Origin of the sequence: Mycolicibacterium iranicum (genome assembly GCF_002101705.1) — a bacterium.
Lineage (GTDB): Bacteria > Actinomycetota > Actinomycetes > Mycobacteriales > Mycobacteriaceae > Mycobacterium > Mycobacterium iranicum.
Genome location: NZ_LQPC01000030.1, coordinates 88,713 through 107,623, shown reverse-complemented (window position 1 = coordinate 107,623; position 18,911 = coordinate 88,713). Strand labels below are relative to the sequence as shown.

The window sequence follows — 18,911 nt, the reverse complement described above, 5'->3', positions numbered from 1 at the left end:
ACTGGAGAGAGAAACATGAGGTTCTATGGCTATGCCCGTACCAGAGAGCGTTCCCGAGGCCCGCGTGCTGGTAGTTGACGACGAGACGAACATCGTCGAGCTTCTGTCGGTCAGCCTGAAGTTCCAGGGTTTCGAAGTGCACACCGCCTCCAGCGGTCCCGCCGCTTTGGACAAGGCCCGTGAAGTGCGTCCGGACGCCATCATCCTCGACGTCATGATGCCGGGTATGGACGGCTTCGGAGTGCTGCGCCGGCTCCGCGCCGACGGCATCGAGGCGCCCGCCCTGTTCCTCACCGCCCGCGACTCCCTGCAGGACAAGATCGCAGGCCTGACCCTCGGCGGCGACGACTACGTCACCAAGCCGTTCAGTCTCGAAGAGGTGGTCGCGCGGCTGCGCGTGATCCTGCGGCGGTCCGGCGCCGGCGTTCAGGAGCCGCGCACCTCCCGGCTCACGTTCGCCGATATCGAGCTCGACGAGGACACCCACGAGGTATGGAAGGCCGGCGAGCCCGTCTCCCTGTCGCCGACCGAATTCACCCTGCTGCGCTACTTCATCATCAATGCAGGGACCGTGCTGTCGAAGCCGAAGATCCTCGACCACGTGTGGCGCTACGACTTCGGTGGCGACGTGAACGTCGTCGAGTCCTATGTGTCCTACCTGCGCCGCAAGATCGACACGGGCGAGAAGCGGTTGCTGCATACGCTGCGGGGTGTGGGCTACGTCCTGCGGGAACCGCGATGAGCGCTTGCGCGAAGAGCCGAGGATGACGATGAGCGCTTGCGCGAAGAGCCGAGGATGACGATGAGCGCTTGCGCGAAGAGCCATGAATGGCGCTGATCTGGACAATGGCGGTGTGGCCGGAGGAACTAGGCGCCTGAGACGCGGTATCCCGCTTCGTGTGGGGCTGGTTGCGGCCACCCTGCTGCTGGTGGCGTGCGGGTTGCTGGCCTCCGGTATCGCGGTCACCACGATCATGCATCACAGCTTGATGAACCGCGTCGACGACACCTTGCTCGATGCCTCCCGCGGTTGGGCCCAGGTTCCGCGGCGGCTGCCGACGGCGCCTGTGGACGATCCCAACCCGGCACGTCCACCGTCGGACTTCTATGTGCGCGGAATGGACCCGGACGGGCACATCTGGATGGCCGTCAACGACCGCGAGGCCGAACCCGCGCTACCGGCCGACAACAATGTGGGACCCGAACCGGTGACGGTCGGGTCTGTCGACCACTCCGACGTGCAGTGGCGTGCGATGACGGTGCGCGGGTTGCGCGGCGAGCTCACGACCGTCGCCATCGACCTGTCCGACGTGAAGTCGACCATGCGCTCGCTCGTGTACGCCCAGGTCGGCATCGGCGCGGCGGTGCTGCTGGTGCTCGGTATCGCGGGCTACGCGGTGGTGCATCGCAGCCTGCGCCCGTTGTCCGAGGTCGAGCAGACGGCTGCCGCGATCGCCGCGGGCCAGCTGGATCGCCGTGTGCCCGAACGCGATCCGCGTACCGAGGTCGGTCGGTTGTCGTTGGCGCTCAACGGGATGCTCGCCCAGATCCAGCGCGCGATGGCGTCCTCGGAGTCATCTGCAGAGCAGGCGCGCAGTTCCGAGGACCGCATGCGGCGCTTCATCACCGACGCCAGCCACGAACTGCGCACACCGCTGACGACGATCCGCGGGTTCGCCGAGCTGTATCGGCAGGGCGCCGCCCGCGATGTGGAGATGCTGATGGGTCGCATCGAAAGTGAGTCGCGGCGCATGGGTTTACTCGTCGAGGACCTGCTGCTGCTGGCTCGCCTCGATGCCCAGCGCCCCCTCGAGCACCACCGCGTCGACTTGCTGGCGCTGGCCAGCGACACGGTCCACGACGCGCAGTCGATCGCGCCGAAACGACGCATCCGGATCGAGGTCTTCGACGGCCCGGGCACCCCGGAGGTCCTCGGTGATGAGGCCCGCCTGCGGCAGGTGCTGTCCAACCTCGTCGTCAATGCACTGCAGCACACCCCGGAAACCGCGGGCGTGACGGTGCGGGTCGGCACCGAGGACTCTGCCGCAGTCGTCGAGGTGTGCGACGAAGGGCCTGGCATGACCGCAGAGGATGCCCAACGCGTGTTCGAGCGGTTCTATCGGGCCGATTCGTCACGGGCGCGGGCCAGCGGCGGCACCGGGCTCGGCTTGTCGATCGTCGACTCGCTGGTCTATGCCCACGGTGGCCGGGTGAGTGTGACCACCGCACCCGGTTGCGGCTGCCGTTTCCGGGTGAGCCTGCCGCGCATCGCCGACGCCACGGACGAAGGATCCCGCGAGGAGCAGGAGGCTGTGTCGGTCAGCGCAGCTGCGCCAACGCATCCTTGATTTTTGTCTGGGCCTCGTCGAGCGATTCCGGCGACGGGTTGTTGTCGACGTTGGCGAAACCGAAGTCGGAGAGGTTGCGGGCCGGGAAGACGTGCACATGCAGGTGCGGAACCTCCAGCCCGGCGATGATGACGCCTGAGCGCTCGGTGTCGAAGGCCTTGCACACCGCCTTGCCGATCAGCTGCGAGACCTCCATGACCCGTGCGAACACGGCGGGTTCGACGTCCTGCCAGTTGTCGATCTCGGCGCGCGGTACGACCAGCGTGTGGCCCTGCGTCATCGGCGCGATCGTCAGGAACGCCACGATGTCGTCGTCTTCGTAGACGAATCTCCCGGGGATCTCGCGGTTGATGATCTTGGTGAAGATGGTCGCCATGGCGCCCACGCTACTAGTGGACTGCTACGGGGCTATGTGCACCGGGGGGTCGGCGAAGTTGGGATCGGCCGGCCGGATCGCGGGTCCCATGAACTGGCAGTTCTTCACGGGGATCAGATGCGAGCTGAGGCCCGAAGGTACGTAGCGCGCGACGGTGATGCACCGTTCCCAGTTACCGTCCGGTTGGATGGGGCCGTCGCACTTGCCGAGGAACTGCCCTCCGTAGATGCAGCCGGCGCTCGCCTGCGGTGCGGCGATGATGGGCGCTGCGGCCACCAGCAGGGCAGCCACACCTCCTGCGATTCGGTGCTTCCCTGCGGGCATCCACCGAAGCTACGCCTCAGGCGTGGATCCGGCGCGCAAATGCACCGTAAGCGTCGTTTTGCGTACCGGATTCGCTCTAGCCTGGCGGGATGCTGGGATTGATGCAGGACCGCCCGCTGATGATCTCGTCGCTGATCGAACACGCGGCGACGTTCCACGGGGACACCGAGCTGGTATCGCGACTGCCCGAGGGTCCGATCCGGCGCACCACCTGGCGTGAGGTCAACGAACGGTCCAAACAGGTGGCCAATGCGCTGGCGGAGTTCGGCATCGAGCAGGGCGACCGGGTCGCGACGCTTGCCTGGAACAGCGACCGACATCTCGCCCTGTACTTCGGCGTCTCCGGCTCAGGGGCGGTCATGCACACTGTCAACCCGCGCCTGTTCCCCGAGCAGATCGTCTACATTCTCAACCACGCCGAGGACCGGGTGTTGTTCTTCGACATCACCTTTGCGCCGCTGGTGAGTCAACTCGCGCCGTCGCTGGAGACGATCGAGACCTTCGTCGTGATGACGGATCGCGACCACATGCCCGACGTGCCGGGGGTTCCCCCGGATCGCCTGCTCTGCTGGGACGACGTGATCGGCAGACAGTCCACGCACTACGACTGGCCTGAGTTCGACGAGCGCAGCGCCTCGTCGCTGTGCTACACCTCCGGCACCACCGGGAACCCGAAAGGCGTTCTGTACTCGCATCGTTCGACGATGCTGCACACACTCATGAACGCTGCTCGCGACACCAACGACATCCACAGTGGTTCACGCATCCTTCTCGTGGTGCCGATGTTCCACGCCAATGCGTGGGGCACCCCGTACACCGCGGCCGTGGTCGGCGCGACGCTGGTGATGCCCGGCCCGCACCTGGATGGTGAATCCGTGTATACCCTGATGAAATCCGAACGCATCAACCAGTCCCAAGGTGTGCCGACCGTGTGGATGATGCTGTTCGCCTACCTCGACGAGCATCCCGAAATCGACCCGCATGAAGTGGGATTGCAGCTCGCCGGCACCGGAGGTGCGGCCCTGCCACTGTCGATGATCCAGAGGTTTGAAAAGGACTTCGGGGCGAAGGCGATGCAGGGCTGGGGGATGACCGAGACCAGTCCGCTCTGCGTCATCGGCAGGCCGCTGCCCAAACATGAAGGGCTTTCGGACGACGAGCGGGCGCAGCTACTGCTCAAGCAGGGTCGAGGCATCTGCGGCGTGGAGCTCAAGATCGTCGACGACAACGGAAATCGATTGCCCTGGGATGGAAAAGCTTTCGGTGAGGTGTGGGTTCGGGGGCCGTGGATCGCCAGCGGCTATTTCAAAGGCGAGGGCGGCGAAAAGCTGGACGCCGAGGGCTATTTCCCCACCGGCGACGTCGCCACGATCGACCCCGATGGCTACCTCCAGCTGGTCGACCGCGCCAAGGACGTGATCAAGTCGGGTGGCGAGTGGGTGAGCTCGATCGATCTGGAGAACGCCGCGGTCGGCCACCCGGCCATCGCCGAGGCGGCCGTCATCGGGGTGCCGCACCCGAAGTGGCAGGAGCGCCCGCTGTTGATTGCCGTACTGCGCAAGGGTCAGCATTCAACTCGCGAAGAAGTGCTTGAATATCTGGCCGGGCAGGTCGCCAAATGGTGGCTACCCGACGACGTCGTGTTCGTCGACGAGTTGCCGCACACCGCGACGGGCAAGATCCTCAAACTCACGCTGCGGGAACGGTTCCGCGATCACCAGCTGCCTACGGCGTGATTCAAACCACCTGCGCCGCGATCTCCTCGATGGTCCACGGTGGCTCGTCGTGGTGGCCGCGGTAGGCGACGATCGACGGCGTCTGGCGGTCGAATCGTCCTACGAATCCGCCCGCAGCGATGAAGATCTGGCCGGTGACGGCGTCGGCGAGGTCGCTGGCCAGGTAGGCGTAGGTCGGTGCCGCGTACTCCGGCGGTGCGGCGTCGAGTGCGCCCTGAAAGCTGACGTCGTCGAGCAGGCCGCGACGGTTGAGCTCCGTGATGTGCGCCTCGTAGTCCGGCCCGGTCGACAACCGCGTCTTCGCGCCGGGACACACCACGTTGGCCCGCACACCGTGCTCCTTCAGCTCCGCGGCGATCGCCAGCGTCAGGCTGTTGACGGCGCCCTTACCGGCCGGATAACCCGTGCCGCCGTAATCACCCAGGAACGCAAAAGAACTGGTGTTGACGATGGCGCCGGACCCTTGGGCCACCATGTGCGGAGTGGCGGCACGACAGGTCTCGAATGTGGTGAGTAGGTGCGCGTCGAGCAGCTCTCGGAACTGCGTACTGGTGACGTTGCGGATCGACGACCCGATCGGCTCAGCGGTGCCCGCGCAGTTGATCAGAATGTCGATGCTGCCGAATTCGCGGATGCACGTGTCGATCAGTGTGTCGGCCACCGACGGGTCGGCGGGTGAGCCCGCATGGCCGATGCTGTTCGGGATAGCTTGCGCCGCTTCGGCGACTGCGGCGGAGTCGCGACCGTTGACCACGACCCGGGCGCCGAGCGAGGCCAGCAGGCGGGCGACTTCCAGCCCGACTCCGCGGGTGCCGCCGACCACGACCGCCGCGCGGCCCGCGACGCTAATCCTTCTTCTCCACCTCGGAGAACGTCATCGCATCCATGTTCCAGTAGCCGCGCAGATTGGTGATCAGACCGGCGTCGTCGACGCGGTAGGTGAACACGCCGCGCACCGTGGCGACGAACCCGTTGGGGAACGTGGTCTCCAGCACCAGGATGTAGGCGATTTCCGTCGGACTGCTCGACGGGAAGGTCTCTTCGCAGGTGATCCGAAGCTGGTTCGGGCCGATGTTGGTGTCGTAGAAAGCCGCCAGCGCTTCCTTGCCGCGCACGCCCGTGCCGTCCGGGTTGGTGACGGCCTCGCCGATCGGGTCCTCGACGACGACGTCGTCGGACATCAGGGCGAGCCAGCCCTCGCGATCACCGGTCTGGACACAGCGCCACGAGTTGCGTGATGCCGCGACGACGGGGGACAGATGAGGTTCTGCTGCGGTCTCGGTCATGGCAGTTCCTTCTTTCGTCGCCGAAACTGCATTCCGCGAGGCATTCACACGATCTTTCGCGCATGGAATGCAGTTTCGGCGGGAGTCGGTTACCGGTCGGCGTCGGTGTAGCGGATGACGCCGCGGATGTTGCGGCCCTCCAGCATGTCCCTGTAGCCGTCGTTGATCTGCTCCAGCTTGTACTGCCGGGTGACCATGTCGTCCAGGTTGAGCCTGCCCGCCTTGTACATCGACAGCAGCTGGGGAATGTCGTGGTGCGGGTTGCCGCCACCGAAGATGGTGCCCTGCAGGTTCTTCTGCAGCAGCGTCAGCATCGACAGGTTCAGCGTCACATCCGACTTCGCCATGTTGGCGACGGCGGTGACCACGCAGGTGCCGCCCTTGGCGGTGATGTTGAGGTAGTTGTCGATCTCCTCACCGTGCAGCTCGCCGGTGGTGATGATCGTCTTGGCGGCCATCCGTCCCTGGGTGACCTCGGCGACGCCGGCCATCGCGCTGAAGATGTCGGGGTAGGCGTGCGTGGCGCCGAACTTCAGCGCCTGGTCGCGCTTCCACTCCACCGGGTCCACCGCGAAGATGTTGCGTGCACCTGCGTTGAGCGCACCCTGCAGGGCGCCCATGCCCACGCCGCCGATGCCGGCGATGACGACGTCGTCGCCCGGGCGGACGTTCGCGCTGCGGACCGCCGAGCCGTAGCCCGTCGTCACGCCGCAGCCGACGAGGCAGGCCACCTCGAACGGGATGGACGGGTCGATCTTCACGACCGAGCTCTTGTGCACGACCATGTACGGGCTGAAGGTGCCCAGCAGGGTCATCGGGATGACGGGGGTGCCGTCCTTGGCCGCGTGGATGCGGTGGGTGTTGTCGGAGACCGCGGTGCCCTGTAGCAGCATCGCGCCCAGGTCGCACAGGTTGCGCAGACCGGACTGACACGACGGGCACGCACCGCACGAGGGGATGAACGACAGCACCACATGGTCGCCGGGCTCCAGCCCCTCGACGCCGGGGCCGACCTCGGTGACGACACCGGCGCCCTCGTGGCCGCCCAGCACCGGGAAACCTGCCATCGGGATGTCTCCGGTCACCAGGTGGTGGTCGGAATGGCACATGCCCGACGCTTCCATCTGAATCTTGACCTCGTCCTTGACGGGGTCGCCGATCTCGATCTCCTCGATCGACCACGGCTGGTTGAATTCCCAGATCAGAGCGCCTTTGGTCTTCATCTCTCCTGCTTTCGACTAGAGCCTCTAGTTTCAAGACTAGAGGCTCTAGTTAGCCACATCACAGCACCCCCAAGCAACCGCTTGGTGGTGCGATTACCAAATGGGGACGGGTGCTTCGCCGATGGGGTAATAGCCGGGCAGTTTCTCGCCCGCCAGCGATCGTTCGATGCGCTTCTGCATCGTCGGGGTGAGGTCTCCGGACTCGATGAGTTTCATGAACGCCTTCTGCACGTGGCCGAAGTCGAAGAAGTCACGCTGCCACTCGATCAACAGCTGATCGTTGAGGCGGAACCAGCTGCCCCCGATGCCGTAGATCTCGTCGCGGGTGCCATCGCTTTTGTTGGCGATCTGCTTCCAGAAGCCGACGATCTCGTTCTGCTTCTCGTCGATCAGCGTCTTCTGGTACTCGTAGACCCAGTTCTCCAGGCCTTCCATCTCCAGGCCCAGTGCGACGTCGCGGATCTCCTGCTTGTTGACGCACATCACGTCTTCTTTGGGCCCGATGTTCCAGCCGTAGGTCGCGTCGTCGGTGTAGAACTCCGCCAACGGCTTCCAGTCGCCGGCCTTCTCGGCGTCCTCGTTGGCCTTGAGCCAGCGCTGGACCCAGTCCTCGAGTTGCTCACGAGTTGCCATGGCTAGTCCTTTTCTGTGATGGATATTGCGCGGGTGGGACACATGTCGACGGCCATCTCCACGGCGTCGCGGAGCTCGTCGGGGGGTTCGGGATCGAGGATCTCGACGACGCCGCGTTTGGGCACCTTGAAGACGTCCGGGGCCTCCAGCTCGCACATGGCGTGGCCCTGGCACAGATCCTCGTCGAGATGGACTTTGTAGCCTCGGTTTCCGCTCATTGCTGGCGTTACCCCTGAACTCGCTTGCGGTAGCGGACCTTCGCCGGCTGGGCCAGCTGCACGACCATCTTCGAGTGGTCGTTGTGGTAGCTCTCCGGCGGCTGGGCCATCTCGAACTCGTACTCGCGAAGGAGAACTGAGAAGATTGCCTTGATCTGCATTTGGGCGAACGCCGCTCCGACGCAACGGTGCTTGCCTGCGCCAAACGGAATCCACGTCCACCTGTTGGCGATGTCGGCTTGTTCGGGCTTGTTGTAGCGATCCGGCTTGAATGCGTCGGGGTCGGGGAAGTCCTCGGGGATGCGATTGGAGATCGCCGGCGATGCAGCGACGAAGTCGCCCTTGTGAATCGGGAAACCCTTCACCTCGAACTCGTCCTGCGCGACGCGCATCAGGATGATCAGCGGCGGATGCAGTCGCAGCGTCTCTTTGACGACGTTGTCGAGCTTCGGAATCTGGCGCAGCGCATGGAAACTCACCTCCTGGCCATCTGCGTACAGCTCGTCGAGCTCTGCGCACACCTCGGCGTAGGTGTCGGCGTGGCGAATCAGTTCGATGAGTGTCCATGCCGACGTGCCGGAGCTGGTGTGGTGCCCGGCGAACATCAGCGAGATGAACATGCCGGTCACCTCGTTGGCCGTGAACCGGGGCTTGCCCTCGTCGTCCTTGATGGAGACCAGAACGTCGAGCAGGTCGCGGTCCTCTTTGCCCTTGGGCGGATTGGCCGCGCGACCATTCATGATCTCCTGAACCAACGCAACGAGTTTCACGCGTGACTCGTCGCGGATCCGGAAGCTCTCGATGTCGAGGTAGGGGTCGACGTAGCACAGCGGATCGGTGCCGCGTTCCAGCTGGTGGTAGTAGTGGGCGAAGCGACGGTCGAGTTGCTCCCGGAACTTCAGGCCGATCAAGCATGCCGTCGAGGTGTAGATCGTCAGCTCGGAGAAGAAGTCGAGCAGCTCGATCTCGCCTTCGTCGCCCCAGTTGGCGATGATCTTCTTGACCTCGTTCTCGATCGTCGACGCGTGGCCCTTCATCTGCTCCCCGCGCAGAGCGGTGTTGTGCAGCATCTCGGCGCGGCGCTCGGGATCGGCGTCGAACACCACACCCTCACCGAAGATCGGGGTCATGAACGGGTAGGCCTCGGCCTGGTTGAGTTCGCTGTCGGTGGACCGGAAGAAGAACTCGTTGGCCTCGGCGCCGGACAGCATCACCACCTGCTTGTCGGCCAGCTGGAACCAGCCGACGTCTCCGCACTCCTCGCGGACGCGCTTCATCAGCCCGATCGGGTCGGTGCGGAATTCTTCGAGGTGTCCATGCTCTTCCTCGCCCCCGGACACCCGGGGTACAACGGCAGTCGTCATCGGTTGAGAGCCTCCTCGTCGACCTTGAGCTGTTGACGTTCTTTCGTCGTCGCGAGCGGAGCCTCGGGCTGCAGCTCCATGTTCGCGATGAATCCGCCACGCGGGGTTTCGGCGACGAAGGTGATGGCGCGGGCGAGATCGTCCGCGCGCAGGAAGTAGTCGTGGCGGGCCTGACCCCATTTGGCCCAGTCCTCCAGGGCGGGGCCGATCAGGTCGGCGGGCAGGCTCCAGCCCATCGACGTCTTGGTGGGGCCGGGGTGCACGATCGACGCGCGCACGCCGGTGCCTTCGAGTTCCATCTGATAGTTGGTGACCATCGCGACGAGCGCGGCCTTGGCGGCGCCGTAGGCACCCATGTGTGGCCGCTGGCGCAGCGCCACATCGGATCCCACGAAGATCAGGTCGCCGCGCTGGCGCTCGATCATGCCGGGCAACACCGCGGTCGCGACGCGGTTGGCGCCGATGAGGTGGATCTGTACCTGCGACTCGAACTGCTCGGTGCTGATGCTGTCGAGCTTGCCGAAGTAGGTGTCGCCCGCGCCGGCTACCAGCACCTCGATGTCGCCGAGGTCGGAGGTCGTCTGCTCGACGGCGGCTTTCACCGAGTCGGGATCTGTGACGTCGAGGTGCACGGCGATGGCCTCACCGCCGTCGGCGCGGATCTTGGCGACGATCTCGTCGAGCTTCTCCACTCGTCGAGCGCCGAGGGCGACCGGAAAACCGTTGCGGGCGAGCCGGATCGCGGTGGCCTCGCCGATTCCGGAGGAGGCGCCTGCGACCAGTGCGGGGCGACGGTCGGGCAATGGTTCGAAGCGGGGCATGCCTGGCCTTTCAGCGGACCTGTGAGGAGATTGGCTTCATCGGTGGGACACCGAAATGGGAAGATGAGCGAATCCGCGGACGTTGCTGGAGTGGACGCGGACGGCGTTGGCCTCGTCGACCTCGTATCCGCGGATTCGCTTGAACAACTCGGCCAGCGCGACCCGTGCCTCCATGCGCGCCAGGTGGGCGCCGAGGCAGAAGTGGGCACCGCTGCCGAAACTCATAAGCTTGGAGCCGATTTCGCGGCCGATGACGAAGTCGTCGGGGCTCTCGAAGACGCGTTCGTCGCGGTGGGCCGAACCCGGAAGCAGCAGCAACACGTCGCCGTCGGGGATCACCGTGTCGTAGAGCTCCAACTCGCCCTGCACCGTGCGGGCGAGGATCTGGCTGGAGGTGTCGAAGCGCAACGTCTCCTCGACCCACAGCGGCACACGCTCGAGGTCGTCGTACACGGGGGACAGCTGGTCGGGGTTTCGATGACCCCAGAACGCAGCGTTGGCAAGCAGTTTCGTGGTGGTCTCATTACCGGCGATCACCATCAGGAACATGAAGCCGATGATCTCGTCGTCGGTGAGCCGGTCCCCGTCGATCTCGGCCTCCAGCAGCGCCGAGGTCAGATCGTCGGTGAGTTGCTTGCGTCGTTCCTTGACCATCTCCTGGTAGTAGACGATCAAGTTCAGCGAGGCCTCGATGGCCGAGTCCGGGACATCGGTGACGCCCTCCTCGCGGTGCATCACCGCGTCGGCCCAGGCGCGGACCTGAACCCGGTCGGCCTCGGGTACCCCCATCAATTCGGAGATGACGTCCATCGGCAGCTTGCCCGCGAATTCGTCCACATAGTCGACAGTCGCGTCGGTGCCGGCCATTTCCAGCATCGTGTCGAGGTGCTGAACCGCGATCTCGGTAACGCGCGGCTCGAGTTCGCGAATCCGCCTGGGCGTAAAGCCTTTCGATACCAGAGTGCGGAGACGCAGGTGGTCGGGATCATCCATGGCCAGGAACGACATCGTCTTCGACGCATGCGGTCCGCGCGAGGCAGGGTCGAGCGAGACGCCGAACTTGTTCGACAGCGTGGTGCTGTTGCGGAAGCCCTGCAGCACGTCGCGGTGGCGCGACAGCGCCCAGAAGCCGAGTTCGGTGTTGCGGTACAGCGGCGCTTCGTCGCGGAGCCGTTTGTAGTACGGGTACGGGTCCTCGTGAAAGTCGTAGTTGTAGGGATCCAGCCCTACCTCAGAGATTGTCATCGGTCCTCCCCGACGATGAGACCGACGACATAGCTCAGACGGTCGGCGATCTGGTGGTATGTGAAGGCGCCGCTGCCTGCGTTGACCAGGGCGCCGAAAAACGTCATCTCGAGTGCGGCCAGCGTGCGCGGATCCGGGTCCGGCCCGACGGCCGCGCGGATGCGCTTGTGGATCTCGCTGCCGATCTTCTCCCGCACGGTGCGTACCGTCGTGTCGTTGCCCGACAGCAGCGCCGTGGTGCACGCGGCGGCGACCTCGGGATCGTCCGCCAGGGTGAGTGCCATGGTGCGCAAGGTTTTTTCGACACGGGTGGCGGTGGTGTCGTTGACATCGGTGAAGTAGTCGACCTTCTGCATGAGATCGAGGTAGATCTCGGCGATCAGATGGTTCTTCGACGAGAAATACGTGTACGCGGTGGCCGGCGCCACCTTGGCGCGCGCTGCGACCGCCCGCACCGTCAAATCGGCATACGACGACTCGCGCAACATTTCCAGGCCTGCGACGAGCACCTTGCGGAATGTCTCTTCCTGCCTTCGGTTGCGAGGCGGGTGCCCCGACTCGGGAGTGAGCGCGGCAACAGCATCACTGGACACATGTCCAAGTTATCGGACGGCATGCACCGTAGGCAAGCGGCAACATGAAACTGCATTTCACGGCTTTTTAAAGTCGTAAACGGTGCGGTGTCCTTGCCTGGCGCGCATCTCTGCGGCTATGGTTCGAAAGAACTCTTTCGGACAGTTGTCCAGCAATCAGACACAGGAGGTCGGATGGCAATCCTGGCCGATCGCGACAGCAAGCTGCTCATCGACGGCAAGCTGGTGGCCGGAAGCGGGGGCACGTTTCCCACCATCAATCCCGCGACCGAGGAGACTCTCGGGGTGGCTGCCGATGCGAGCGCCGACGACATGAGCGCCGCCATCGGTGCGGCCCGCCGCAGTTTCGACGAGACGGACTGGTCAACCAACACCGAGCTGCGTGTGCGTTGCATCCGCCAGTTGCAGGACGCGATGCGTAAGAACGTCGAGGACCTGCGGGATCTCACGATTTCTGAAGTCGGCGCGCCACGGATGCTGACCTCGGCGGCCCAGCTCGAGGGTCCCGTCGAGGACTTGAGCTTCTGCGCTGATACCGCCGAGTCCTACCAGTGGAGAACCGATCTCGGGATTGCCTCGCCGATGGGGATCAAGACCCAGCGCACCGTGGCGCGCGAGGCGATCGGCGTGGTTGGTGCGATCACGCCGTGGAACTTTCCGCACCAGATCAACCTCGCCAAGATCGGCCCGGCGCTGGCAGCGGGAAACACGTTGGTACTCAAGCCCGCCCCCGATACGCCGTGGGCGGCTGCGGTGCTCGGCGAGCTGATCACCGAGCACACCGACTTCCCGGCCGGTGTGATCAACATCGTCACGTCCAGTGATCACGGTGTCGGCGCGTTGCTGTCGAAAGACCCTCGCGTGGACATGGTTTCGTTCACCGGTTCGACGAACACCGGCCGCGCGGTGATGGCTGACGGCTCGGCGACCCTGAAGAAGGTCTTTCTCGAACTCGGTGGAAAGTCGGCGTTCCTGGTGCTCGACGACGCCGATCTCGCCGGCGCGTGCTCGATGGCGGCCTTCACCGCATCGATGCACGCCGGGCAGGGCTGCGCGATCACCACCCGCCTGGTCGTGCCGCGAGCCAGCTACGACGCGGCGGTCGAAGCGGCCGCGGCGACCATGGGCGGCCTCAAGCCCGGCGACCCCACCAACCCGGGCACCATCTGCGGGCCCGTGATCTCGGCGCGGCAACGTGACCGCATCCAGAGCTACCTCGACTCGGCGATCGCCGAAGGCGGCAGGTTCGCCTGCGGCGGTGGACGTCCCGCAGATCGCGACACCGGTTTTTTCATCGAGCCGACCGTGATCGCGGGGCTCGACAACAACGCCAAGGTGGCCCGCGAGGAGATCTTCGGGCCGGTGCTGACTGTCATCGCTCACGACGGCGACGACGACGCCGTCCGGATCGCCAACGACTCGCCCTACGGATTGTCGGGGACGGTGTTCTCCCCGGATCTGGAGCGCGCCAACGCGGTAGCGGCGCGGTTGCGGGTGGGCACGGTCAACATCAACGGCGGCGTCTGGTACTCGGCGGACATGCCGTTCGGTGGCTACAAGCAGTCCGGCGTCGGCCGGGAGATGGGGCTCGCCGGCTTCGAGGAGTATTTGGAGATCAAAGCGATTGCCACCGGGGTTTGACAAGCACGGCAGCACATTAGAGCGAACGAAAGAGAGCTTCGAATGGCCCTGTACGGGGATCAGTTCAAGGACAAGGTGGCGATCGTCACCGGCGCGGGTGGCGGCATCGGTCAGGCGTACGCCGAGGCGCTCGCCCGCGAGGGAGCGGCCGTCGTCGTCGCCGACATCAACACCGAGGGCGCGCAGAAGGTCGCCGACGGCATCAAGGGCGAGGGTGGTAACGCCCTCGCCGTGCGCGTCGATGTCTCCGACATCGACTCCGCGAAGGAAATGGCAGCGCAGGCACTTTCGGAGTTCGGGGGCATCGACTACCTGGTCAACAATGCCGCCATCTTCGGCGGCATGAAGCTTGACTTCCTGATCACCGTCGACTGGGACTACTACAAGAAGTTCATGAGCGTGAACCTCGACGGCGCGCTCGTGTGTACTCGCGCGGTGTATCGCAAGATGGCCAAGCGCGGTGGCGGCGCCATCGTCAACCAATCGTCGACGGCGGCATGGCTGTATTCGAACTTCTACGGCCTCGCCAAGGCCGGCGTCAACAGCCTGACCCAGCAGCTGGCCACCGAGCTCGGCGGTCAGAACATCCGCGTCAACGCGATCGCGCCTGGGCCCATCGACACGGAGGCCAACCGGACGACGACCCCCCAGGAGATGGTGGCCGACATCGTCAAGGGAATCCCGTTGTCGCGCATGGGCGAGACCGACGACCTGGTCGGCATGTGCCTGTTCCTGCTGTCAGACCAGGCCAAGTGGGTCACGGGTCAGATCTTCAACGTCGATGGCGGGCAGATCATCAGATGAGCACCGACGAGCGCTCGCGCGAGGAGCCGACAAGCACCGTCAAGCTCGGGTACATCGGTCTGGGCAATCAGGGCGCGCCGATGGCGAAGCGGCTCGTCGATTGGCCGGGCGGCCTCATCGTGTTCGACGTCCGCACCGAGGCGATGACCCCGCTGGCCGAGCTGGGTGCGACGCTGGCGGACAACATCGCCGACGTCGCTGCGGCCGACGTCATCAGCGTCACCGTACTCAACGACGAGCAGGTGCGTGACGTCGTCGGCGAACTCGCCGCGCACGCCATCGAGGGCACGGTCATCGCGATCCACTCCACCATCGAGCCGGGAACCGCTGTGGAGCTCGCAGAACAGTTGGCGCCGAAAGGCATTCACATCGTCGATGCGCCCGTCAGCGGCGGTGCCGGTGCCGCGGAGAAGGGCGAGCTGGCGGTCATGGTCGGCGCCGACCAGCATGCCTACGACCGGGTGAAGCCCGTCTTCAAGCAGTGGGCGTCGATGGTCGTACGTGCGGGCGAGCCCGGCGCAGGAACCAGGATGAAGATCGCCCGCAACATGCTGACGTACATCGGATTCACGGCGGCCTGCGAGGCTCAGCGGCTCGCCGAGGCCTCAGGTATCGACCTGCAGAAACTCGGGCGGGTGGTGCGGCACAGCGATGCGCAAAGCGGTGGTCCCGGCGCGATCATGTACCGCGACGACACCAAAAACCTAGCGCCGGATCACTTCCTGCACGACATGTTCGTCCACACCCGCGGGCTGGCCGAAAAGGATCTGAAGCTGGCGCTGGCGCTCGGCGAAGCGACCGGGGTGGAACTGCCCCTGGCGGAGATCGCACTGCGGGACCTGGCCGCCGGGCTCGGAGTGCCCTACACGACGTCCACGACAAAGGAGTAGTCAGCGATGGATGAGCTGCGCCGCAAGGGCCTGGAGAAGATGAACGAGGTCTACGGATGGGAGATGCCGAACATCGAGGGCGATCCGTTTTTCGACCTCACCGTGGATCACCTCTTCGGCACCATCTGGAACCGCCCGGGACTGTCCATGCGGGACAAGCGCATCATGACGCTCACCGCAGTCGCCGCGCTCGGCAACGATGCGCTGGCGGAGATCCAGGCGAACGCGGCGCTGCACAACGACGAGATGACCGGCGACGAACTCAAGGAAATGGCAGTTTTCCTGACGCAGTATCTAGGTTTCCCGCTGGGTTCCAAGCTGGACGGTGCGGTCAGCAAGGTGATCAAGAAGCGCAAGAAGGCCGCCGAGCGGGGCGAAGGCGAGGACAAGAAAGCGAACGTCAACGCCGCGGTGCAGATGCATTCCGGGGGCTCGGTCCATGACAAGTAGGTATGCGGCGCTCTCCCGCGAGGAGCTTGCGACGCTGGTGCCTGAGCTGTTGCTCATCGGACAGCTCATCGACCGTTCCGGAATGGCCTGGTGCATATCGTCATTCGGCCGCGAGGAGATGCTGCAGATCGCCATCGAGGAATGGGCGGCGTCGAGCCCGCTGTACACGAAGCGGATGCAGAAGGCGCTCAAATACGAAGGCGTGGACATTTTCACCCTGTTCAAGGGCCTGCAGCTCGACATCGGTGCACCGCCGCAGTTCATGGACTTCCGCTACATCGTGCACGACCGCTGGCACGGCGAGTTCTACCTCGATCACTGCGGCGCCCTGCTCGACGTCGAGCCGATGGGCGAGGATTACGTCAAGGGCATGTGCCACGACATCGAGGACCCCACCTTCGATGCCACGGCGTTAGCCACCAATCCCAAGGCGCAGGTGCGGCCCATCCACCGCCCACCGCGCACGCCGTCGGATCGTCATCCGCACTGCGCATGGACCGTCATCATCGACGAGTCCTATCCGGATGCGCCGTTCATCCCCGAGCTGGACATCGTCGGCGCCACCCATGCCTATTCGTGCGAGCTCGATCCGATCGACCCGAACGAAGAAGGCAACGCCGACTATTCGGGTCCGCTGCTCGCCGACGTCGATTTCGCCGCCTTCTCCCATTCGGCGCTCGTCCGGATCGCCGACGAGGTGTGCCTGCAGATGCATCTTCTGGTGAAGTCGTTCACCATCGCGGTCGAGAAGCGCGCCAAAGACGACGCGGCACTTGCCCGGTCCATCCGCACGAAGCAGCTGATCGGCATTGCCGGGGTGGCTGCGGCGCGAATTCACGAGGCGCTCAAGCTCAGCAGTGACGCCAAGGGCGCGCTTCGGGTGCTGGAGCTGCACCCGCTGCTGAACCCTGCGGCCTATGTGTCGGCCGACATGGACCCTGACTTCGTCCATGTGCGCACATCGCCTGCCTACGAGGACGGCTCCTGGATCTCGCTGGTGTCGCCGGTGTCCGACGCTCCGCTGCAAGCCATCGTCTACGCGGTGGATCCGCATCTACGCGCCGAAGTGTCCGGTACAGAGTCTGACTGGACCGTCCGTGTCATCGAGACCGACACCGCCGCCAAAAAGCAGCCCGAGGTCGAGGTCTGCGAGTTCAGCGGCGGCGCTTCGTGGGTGTTCGAGGAGCGGAAGTCCTTGCCGCTGACAGTGGTCTGACGGAAACCGGCGCGAATGCACGGTTCTTGACGAAAAATTGCGAAAATCCGTCAACAACCGTGCATTCGGCGCAGTATCGACCCCAGCTCACCGCGGGAGGGTGAGCTCGACGAAGCCCTTGCCCAGCGGGCGGGCGATGACGTCGGCATTCCAGGTCACCTCGTGGTGGGCTCCGCGGAGATAGTCACCGCTGATACCCACGGCCTTGACGGGCGTCCCGTTGTCCTCGAAGACGAGCAGGCTCGCTTTGGAGCCGTAGAACTTGTCCTTGATGACGGGCGCGCCGACCGTCGTTTCGATGAAATCACGCGGTGTGTGTTCGTTGAACAGATGGACCTCGTCCCATTGCCACGAAGTCAAGTCACGCATTCGAGCGGGTTGCCCTGTGTGAAGCACGCTTTCGAGACCATCGTTCAGCCGTTGGTCGTTGTAGTCGATGTCCATCGATCCCCTGAAGACGGTGCAGCCGGCGGCCGCAAGTATCACCAGCAGCGTCCAGAACGTGCGTCGGAGCATTCTCAGTATCCACCCGCCGACGTGCCGTAGCCCCCCGGTTGCCCCGGGTCGTAGATCCCGCCGGGACCCGCGCCCGTGGGCATCGGTGGTAGCCCGGGAACTGTGGCGGCCGTGGTTGTCCCGGCCTCACCGAGGACGATGGTGTCGCTCCAGGCGAGCCGCTCACCGCCCGGTGCGATGAGGACGGTGTCCCCATTGTTGACTGCCTGCTCGACGATATCGGCCAATTGCTCGGGGCTCGCGTCGGGGTTGGCGACCGCGATCTGGCGTCCGAGTTCGTTGTTGTACAGATCCATCGCCTCCGCGGTGGCGGGGTTGTTGGGCAGCCGTTCGTGGGCCGTGGCGAAGTCGCGGGTCCACTGCTCGCCGAAACGCTGTGTCATCAACGCGTTCCAGTAGGTGTGCCGGAACGCGTCGGTGTGGTTGTCTGCGGTGTCGTTGACGCCGTTCAGTGGTGGGAAGCGAACTTTCGCCTCGACCTCGGCGGCCTCCTTGATCTGATCCATGTCACGCATCTCCAGCGGAGACAGCTCGTCGAGGATGCGCGCCTCGGCCGCGGTGACGTGCTTGGGTTCGGTCATCATGTTCAAGGGCCACGGGGGTTCCCACTCGCGAGTGCCATCGGGGTCTTCGGATACCTGATACTTGCGCAGGATCTCCTCGAGCGGATCCACAGGTGGCGGATCGCCCTGCTTCCACCAGCCAAGTGGGTCGGCCTTGTCCCTGTCCGGTTTGTCGCCGCCGAGGGACCCGTATTCACTGCCGAGCGTGCGAATTCGTGCTGCGATCGTGGCCAGCTCGCCGTTGGAGGTCGTCACGATCTCGGTGATGTCTGAGCACCCTCTCGCGACGATGGGGACCAGCATCTGTTCGCCCGCAGGACCTTTCGGAACGGAGCCGGCCGCCGCCAGCACCCAGTCCTTGACAGAGTCGAGCTGCCGCCGCCCGTGAGCGACCACTGCCGCAGAGCGGTCGACCTCGACGCCGATGCCCTGATCCAGTTCGACCATGCGGGACAGCGTTCGGACCTGCTCTGCGTTCCTGGCGTCGTACGCATCGGCGGCGGCCCCGCTCCAGACGGAGGCCGGTGCGGCGGCCCGGGTGTCGGCCTCCAGGTGCTGCAACGCGGCACTGTTGTCGAACGTGGCGCCCGGCTCGGGGACGCCTTCTCCGAAGGTGGTGCGGGCCTGCGTCCACGTGGAAAGGAAGCCGCCAAGCACACTCACC

21 protein-coding genes are annotated in these 18,911 nt (G+C 64.9%); 8 read left to right on the top strand and 13 right to left on the bottom strand.

Annotated features, from left to right (window positions below):
* Positions 1-25 precede the first annotated feature (25 nt).
* Both AWC12_RS14150 and AWC12_RS14145 read left to right on the top strand, forming a co-directional pair.
* Positions 26-742, top strand: coding sequence for a response regulator transcription factor (locus tag AWC12_RS14150; protein ID WP_024446713.1), 717 nt, complete (start codon positions 26-28; stop codon positions 740-742).
* Positions 743-824: 82 nt separating this feature from the next.
* Positions 825-2,348, top strand: coding sequence for a sensor histidine kinase (locus AWC12_RS14145; RefSeq protein ID WP_085175069.1), 1,524 nt, complete (start codon positions 825-827; stop codon positions 2,346-2,348).
* Here AWC12_RS14145 and AWC12_RS14140 read toward each other — a convergent pair.
* Positions 2,320-2,724 carry an HIT family protein gene (locus AWC12_RS14140; protein ID WP_024448757.1) on the bottom strand — a complete coding sequence of 135 codons (405 nt, stop codon included), beginning with the start codon at positions 2,722-2,724 and terminating at the stop codon, positions 2,320-2,322. The genes AWC12_RS14145 and AWC12_RS14140 overlap by 29 nt on opposite strands.
* 24 nt (positions 2,725-2,748) lie before the next feature.
* Positions 2,749-3,048 (bottom strand): CDGP domain-containing protein, encoded by a 300-nt coding sequence (locus AWC12_RS14135; RefSeq protein WP_036465867.1) that lies wholly within the window; start codon positions 3,046-3,048, stop codon positions 2,749-2,751.
* An 89-nt stretch (positions 3,049-3,137) separates the two neighbouring features.
* On the opposite strand from AWC12_RS14135, the gene AWC12_RS14130 reads away from it, so the two are divergent.
* Complete coding sequence (locus tag AWC12_RS14130) at positions 3,138-4,784, top strand: long-chain-fatty-acid--CoA ligase (RefSeq protein ID WP_085175067.1); 1,647 nt, start codon at positions 3,138-3,140, stop codon at positions 4,782-4,784.
* A 1-nt stretch (position 4,785) separates the two neighbouring features.
* On the opposite strand, the gene AWC12_RS14125 is transcribed toward AWC12_RS14130, so the two are convergent.
* From AWC12_RS14125 to AWC12_RS14085, 9 genes are all read right to left on the bottom strand, one after another.
* Entirely contained in the window at positions 4,786-5,607 is an 822-nt protein-coding gene (locus AWC12_RS14125) for an SDR family NAD(P)-dependent oxidoreductase (RefSeq protein WP_024448754.1), read from the bottom strand.
* Between the two features lie 22 nt (positions 5,608-5,629).
* On the bottom strand, positions 5,630-6,070 hold the full coding sequence (locus AWC12_RS14120; protein ID WP_085175065.1) for a nuclear transport factor 2 family protein: 441 nt from the start codon (positions 6,068-6,070) through the stop codon (positions 5,630-5,632).
* A gap of 89 nt (positions 6,071-6,159) precedes the next feature.
* Positions 6,160-7,293 (bottom strand): NDMA-dependent alcohol dehydrogenase, encoded by a 1,134-nt coding sequence (locus tag AWC12_RS14115; RefSeq protein ID WP_024448752.1) that lies wholly within the window; start codon positions 7,291-7,293, stop codon positions 6,160-6,162.
* Between the two features lie 93 nt (positions 7,294-7,386).
* Positions 7,387-7,926 (bottom strand): nuclear transport factor 2-like protein, encoded by a 540-nt coding sequence (locus AWC12_RS14110; protein ID WP_024448759.1) that lies wholly within the window; start codon positions 7,924-7,926, stop codon positions 7,387-7,389.
* A 2-nt stretch (positions 7,927-7,928) separates the two neighbouring features.
* Complete coding sequence (locus AWC12_RS14105) at positions 7,929-8,144, bottom strand: ferredoxin (protein ID WP_085175063.1); 216 nt, start codon at positions 8,142-8,144, stop codon at positions 7,929-7,931.
* Positions 8,145-8,152: 8 nt separating this feature from the next.
* Entirely contained in the window at positions 8,153-9,508 is a 1,356-nt protein-coding gene (locus AWC12_RS14100; RefSeq protein WP_085175061.1) for a lanosterol 14-alpha demethylase, read from the bottom strand.
* A complete protein-coding gene (locus AWC12_RS14095) occupies positions 9,505-10,329 on the bottom strand; it encodes an SDR family oxidoreductase (RefSeq protein ID WP_024448750.1) in 825 nt (274 codons plus the stop codon). The genes AWC12_RS14100 and AWC12_RS14095 overlap by 4 nt, the downstream gene beginning before the upstream one ends.
* 36 nt (positions 10,330-10,365) lie before the next feature.
* Positions 10,366-11,574, bottom strand: coding sequence for a cytochrome P450 (locus AWC12_RS14090; RefSeq protein WP_085175059.1), 1,209 nt, complete (start codon positions 11,572-11,574; stop codon positions 10,366-10,368).
* A complete protein-coding gene (locus AWC12_RS14085; protein ID WP_024448748.1) occupies positions 11,571-12,167 on the bottom strand; it encodes a TetR family transcriptional regulator in 597 nt (198 codons plus the stop codon). The genes AWC12_RS14090 and AWC12_RS14085 overlap by 4 nt, the downstream gene beginning before the upstream one ends.
* 174 nt (positions 12,168-12,341) lie before the next feature.
* Between AWC12_RS14085 and AWC12_RS14080 the strand changes: the two genes are divergently transcribed.
* Genes AWC12_RS14080 through AWC12_RS14060 form a run of 5 tightly spaced genes read left to right on the top strand, consistent with a single transcriptional unit; the run spans position 12,342 to position 17,168 of the window.
* Positions 12,342-13,808 (top strand): aldehyde dehydrogenase, encoded by a 1,467-nt coding sequence (locus AWC12_RS14080; protein ID WP_085175058.1) that lies wholly within the window; start codon positions 12,342-12,344, stop codon positions 13,806-13,808.
* 42 nt (positions 13,809-13,850) lie between these two features.
* Positions 13,851-14,612 (top strand): SDR family oxidoreductase, encoded by a 762-nt coding sequence (locus tag AWC12_RS14075; protein ID WP_085175056.1) that lies wholly within the window; start codon positions 13,851-13,853, stop codon positions 14,610-14,612.
* Positions 14,609-15,502 (top strand): NAD(P)-dependent oxidoreductase, encoded by an 894-nt coding sequence (locus AWC12_RS14070; RefSeq protein ID WP_085175054.1) that lies wholly within the window; start codon positions 14,609-14,611, stop codon positions 15,500-15,502. Before AWC12_RS14075 ends, AWC12_RS14070 begins: the two co-directional genes overlap by 4 nt.
* 6 nt (positions 15,503-15,508) lie before the next feature.
* On the top strand, positions 15,509-15,952 hold the full coding sequence (locus AWC12_RS14065) for a carboxymuconolactone decarboxylase family protein (protein ID WP_024448744.1): 444 nt from the start codon (positions 15,509-15,511) through the stop codon (positions 15,950-15,952).
* A complete protein-coding gene (locus AWC12_RS14060) occupies positions 15,942-17,168 on the top strand; it encodes a hypothetical protein (RefSeq protein WP_085175052.1) in 1,227 nt (408 codons plus the stop codon). The genes AWC12_RS14065 and AWC12_RS14060 overlap by 11 nt, the downstream gene beginning before the upstream one ends.
* 87 nt (positions 17,169-17,255) lie before the next feature.
* Here the strand turns inward: AWC12_RS14060 and AWC12_RS14055 are convergent, their stop codons facing one another.
* Positions 17,256-17,684 carry a hypothetical protein gene (locus AWC12_RS14055; RefSeq protein ID WP_234814008.1) on the bottom strand — a complete coding sequence of 143 codons (429 nt, stop codon included), beginning with the start codon at positions 17,682-17,684 and terminating at the stop codon, positions 17,256-17,258.
* Between the two features lie 2 nt (positions 17,685-17,686).
* A complete protein-coding gene (locus tag AWC12_RS14050) occupies positions 17,687-18,910 on the bottom strand; it encodes a DUF6973 domain-containing protein (protein ID WP_024448741.1) in 1,224 nt (407 codons plus the stop codon).
* Between the last annotated feature and the right edge of the window lies 1 nt (position 18,911).

What these genes read in the sequence shown, in the direction of transcription:
- AWC12_RS14145 (WP_085175069.1), top strand. Translation starts at nt 825, where the DNA reads ATGAATGGCGCTGATCTGGACAATGGCGGTGTGGCCGGAGGAACTAGG.
- AWC12_RS14055 (WP_234814008.1), bottom strand. Translation starts at nt 17,684, where the DNA reads ATGCTCCGACGCACGTTCTGGACGCTGCTGGTGATACTTGCGGCCGCC.
- AWC12_RS14065 (WP_024448744.1), top strand. Translation starts at nt 15,509, where the DNA reads ATGGATGAGCTGCGCCGCAAGGGCCTGGAGAAGATGAACGAGGTCTAC.
- AWC12_RS14080 (WP_085175058.1), top strand. Translation starts at nt 12,342, where the DNA reads ATGGCAATCCTGGCCGATCGCGACAGCAAGCTGCTCATCGACGGCAAG.
- AWC12_RS14115 (WP_024448752.1), bottom strand. Translation starts at nt 7,293, where the DNA reads ATGAAGACCAAAGGCGCTCTGATCTGGGAATTCAACCAGCCGTGGTCG.
- AWC12_RS14135 (WP_036465867.1), bottom strand. Translation starts at nt 3,048, where the DNA reads ATGCCCGCAGGGAAGCACCGAATCGCAGGAGGTGTGGCTGCCCTGCTG.
- AWC12_RS14090 (WP_085175059.1), bottom strand. Translation starts at nt 11,574, where the DNA reads ATGACAATCTCTGAGGTAGGGCTGGATCCCTACAACTACGACTTTCAC.
- AWC12_RS14070 (WP_085175054.1), top strand. Translation starts at nt 14,609, where the DNA reads ATGAGCACCGACGAGCGCTCGCGCGAGGAGCCGACAAGCACCGTCAAG.
- AWC12_RS14095 (WP_024448750.1), bottom strand. Translation starts at nt 10,329, where the DNA reads ATGCCCCGCTTCGAACCATTGCCCGACCGTCGCCCCGCACTGGTCGCA.
- AWC12_RS14100 (WP_085175061.1), bottom strand. Translation starts at nt 9,508, where the DNA reads ATGACGACTGCCGTTGTACCCCGGGTGTCCGGGGGCGAGGAAGAGCAT.
- AWC12_RS14150 (WP_024446713.1), top strand. Translation starts at nt 26, where the DNA reads ATGGCTATGCCCGTACCAGAGAGCGTTCCCGAGGCCCGCGTGCTGGTA.
- AWC12_RS14120 (WP_085175065.1), bottom strand. Translation starts at nt 6,070, where the DNA reads ATGACCGAGACCGCAGCAGAACCTCATCTGTCCCCCGTCGTCGCGGCA.
- AWC12_RS14075 (WP_085175056.1), top strand. Translation starts at nt 13,851, where the DNA reads ATGGCCCTGTACGGGGATCAGTTCAAGGACAAGGTGGCGATCGTCACC.
- AWC12_RS14105 (WP_085175063.1), bottom strand. Translation starts at nt 8,144, where the DNA reads ATGAGCGGAAACCGAGGCTACAAAGTCCATCTCGACGAGGATCTGTGC.
- AWC12_RS14130 (WP_085175067.1), top strand. Translation starts at nt 3,138, where the DNA reads ATGCTGGGATTGATGCAGGACCGCCCGCTGATGATCTCGTCGCTGATC.
- AWC12_RS14060 (WP_085175052.1), top strand. Translation starts at nt 15,942, where the DNA reads ATGACAAGTAGGTATGCGGCGCTCTCCCGCGAGGAGCTTGCGACGCTG.
- AWC12_RS14110 (WP_024448759.1), bottom strand. Translation starts at nt 7,926, where the DNA reads ATGGCAACTCGTGAGCAACTCGAGGACTGGGTCCAGCGCTGGCTCAAG.
- AWC12_RS14140 (WP_024448757.1), bottom strand. Translation starts at nt 2,724, where the DNA reads ATGGCGACCATCTTCACCAAGATCATCAACCGCGAGATCCCCGGGAGA.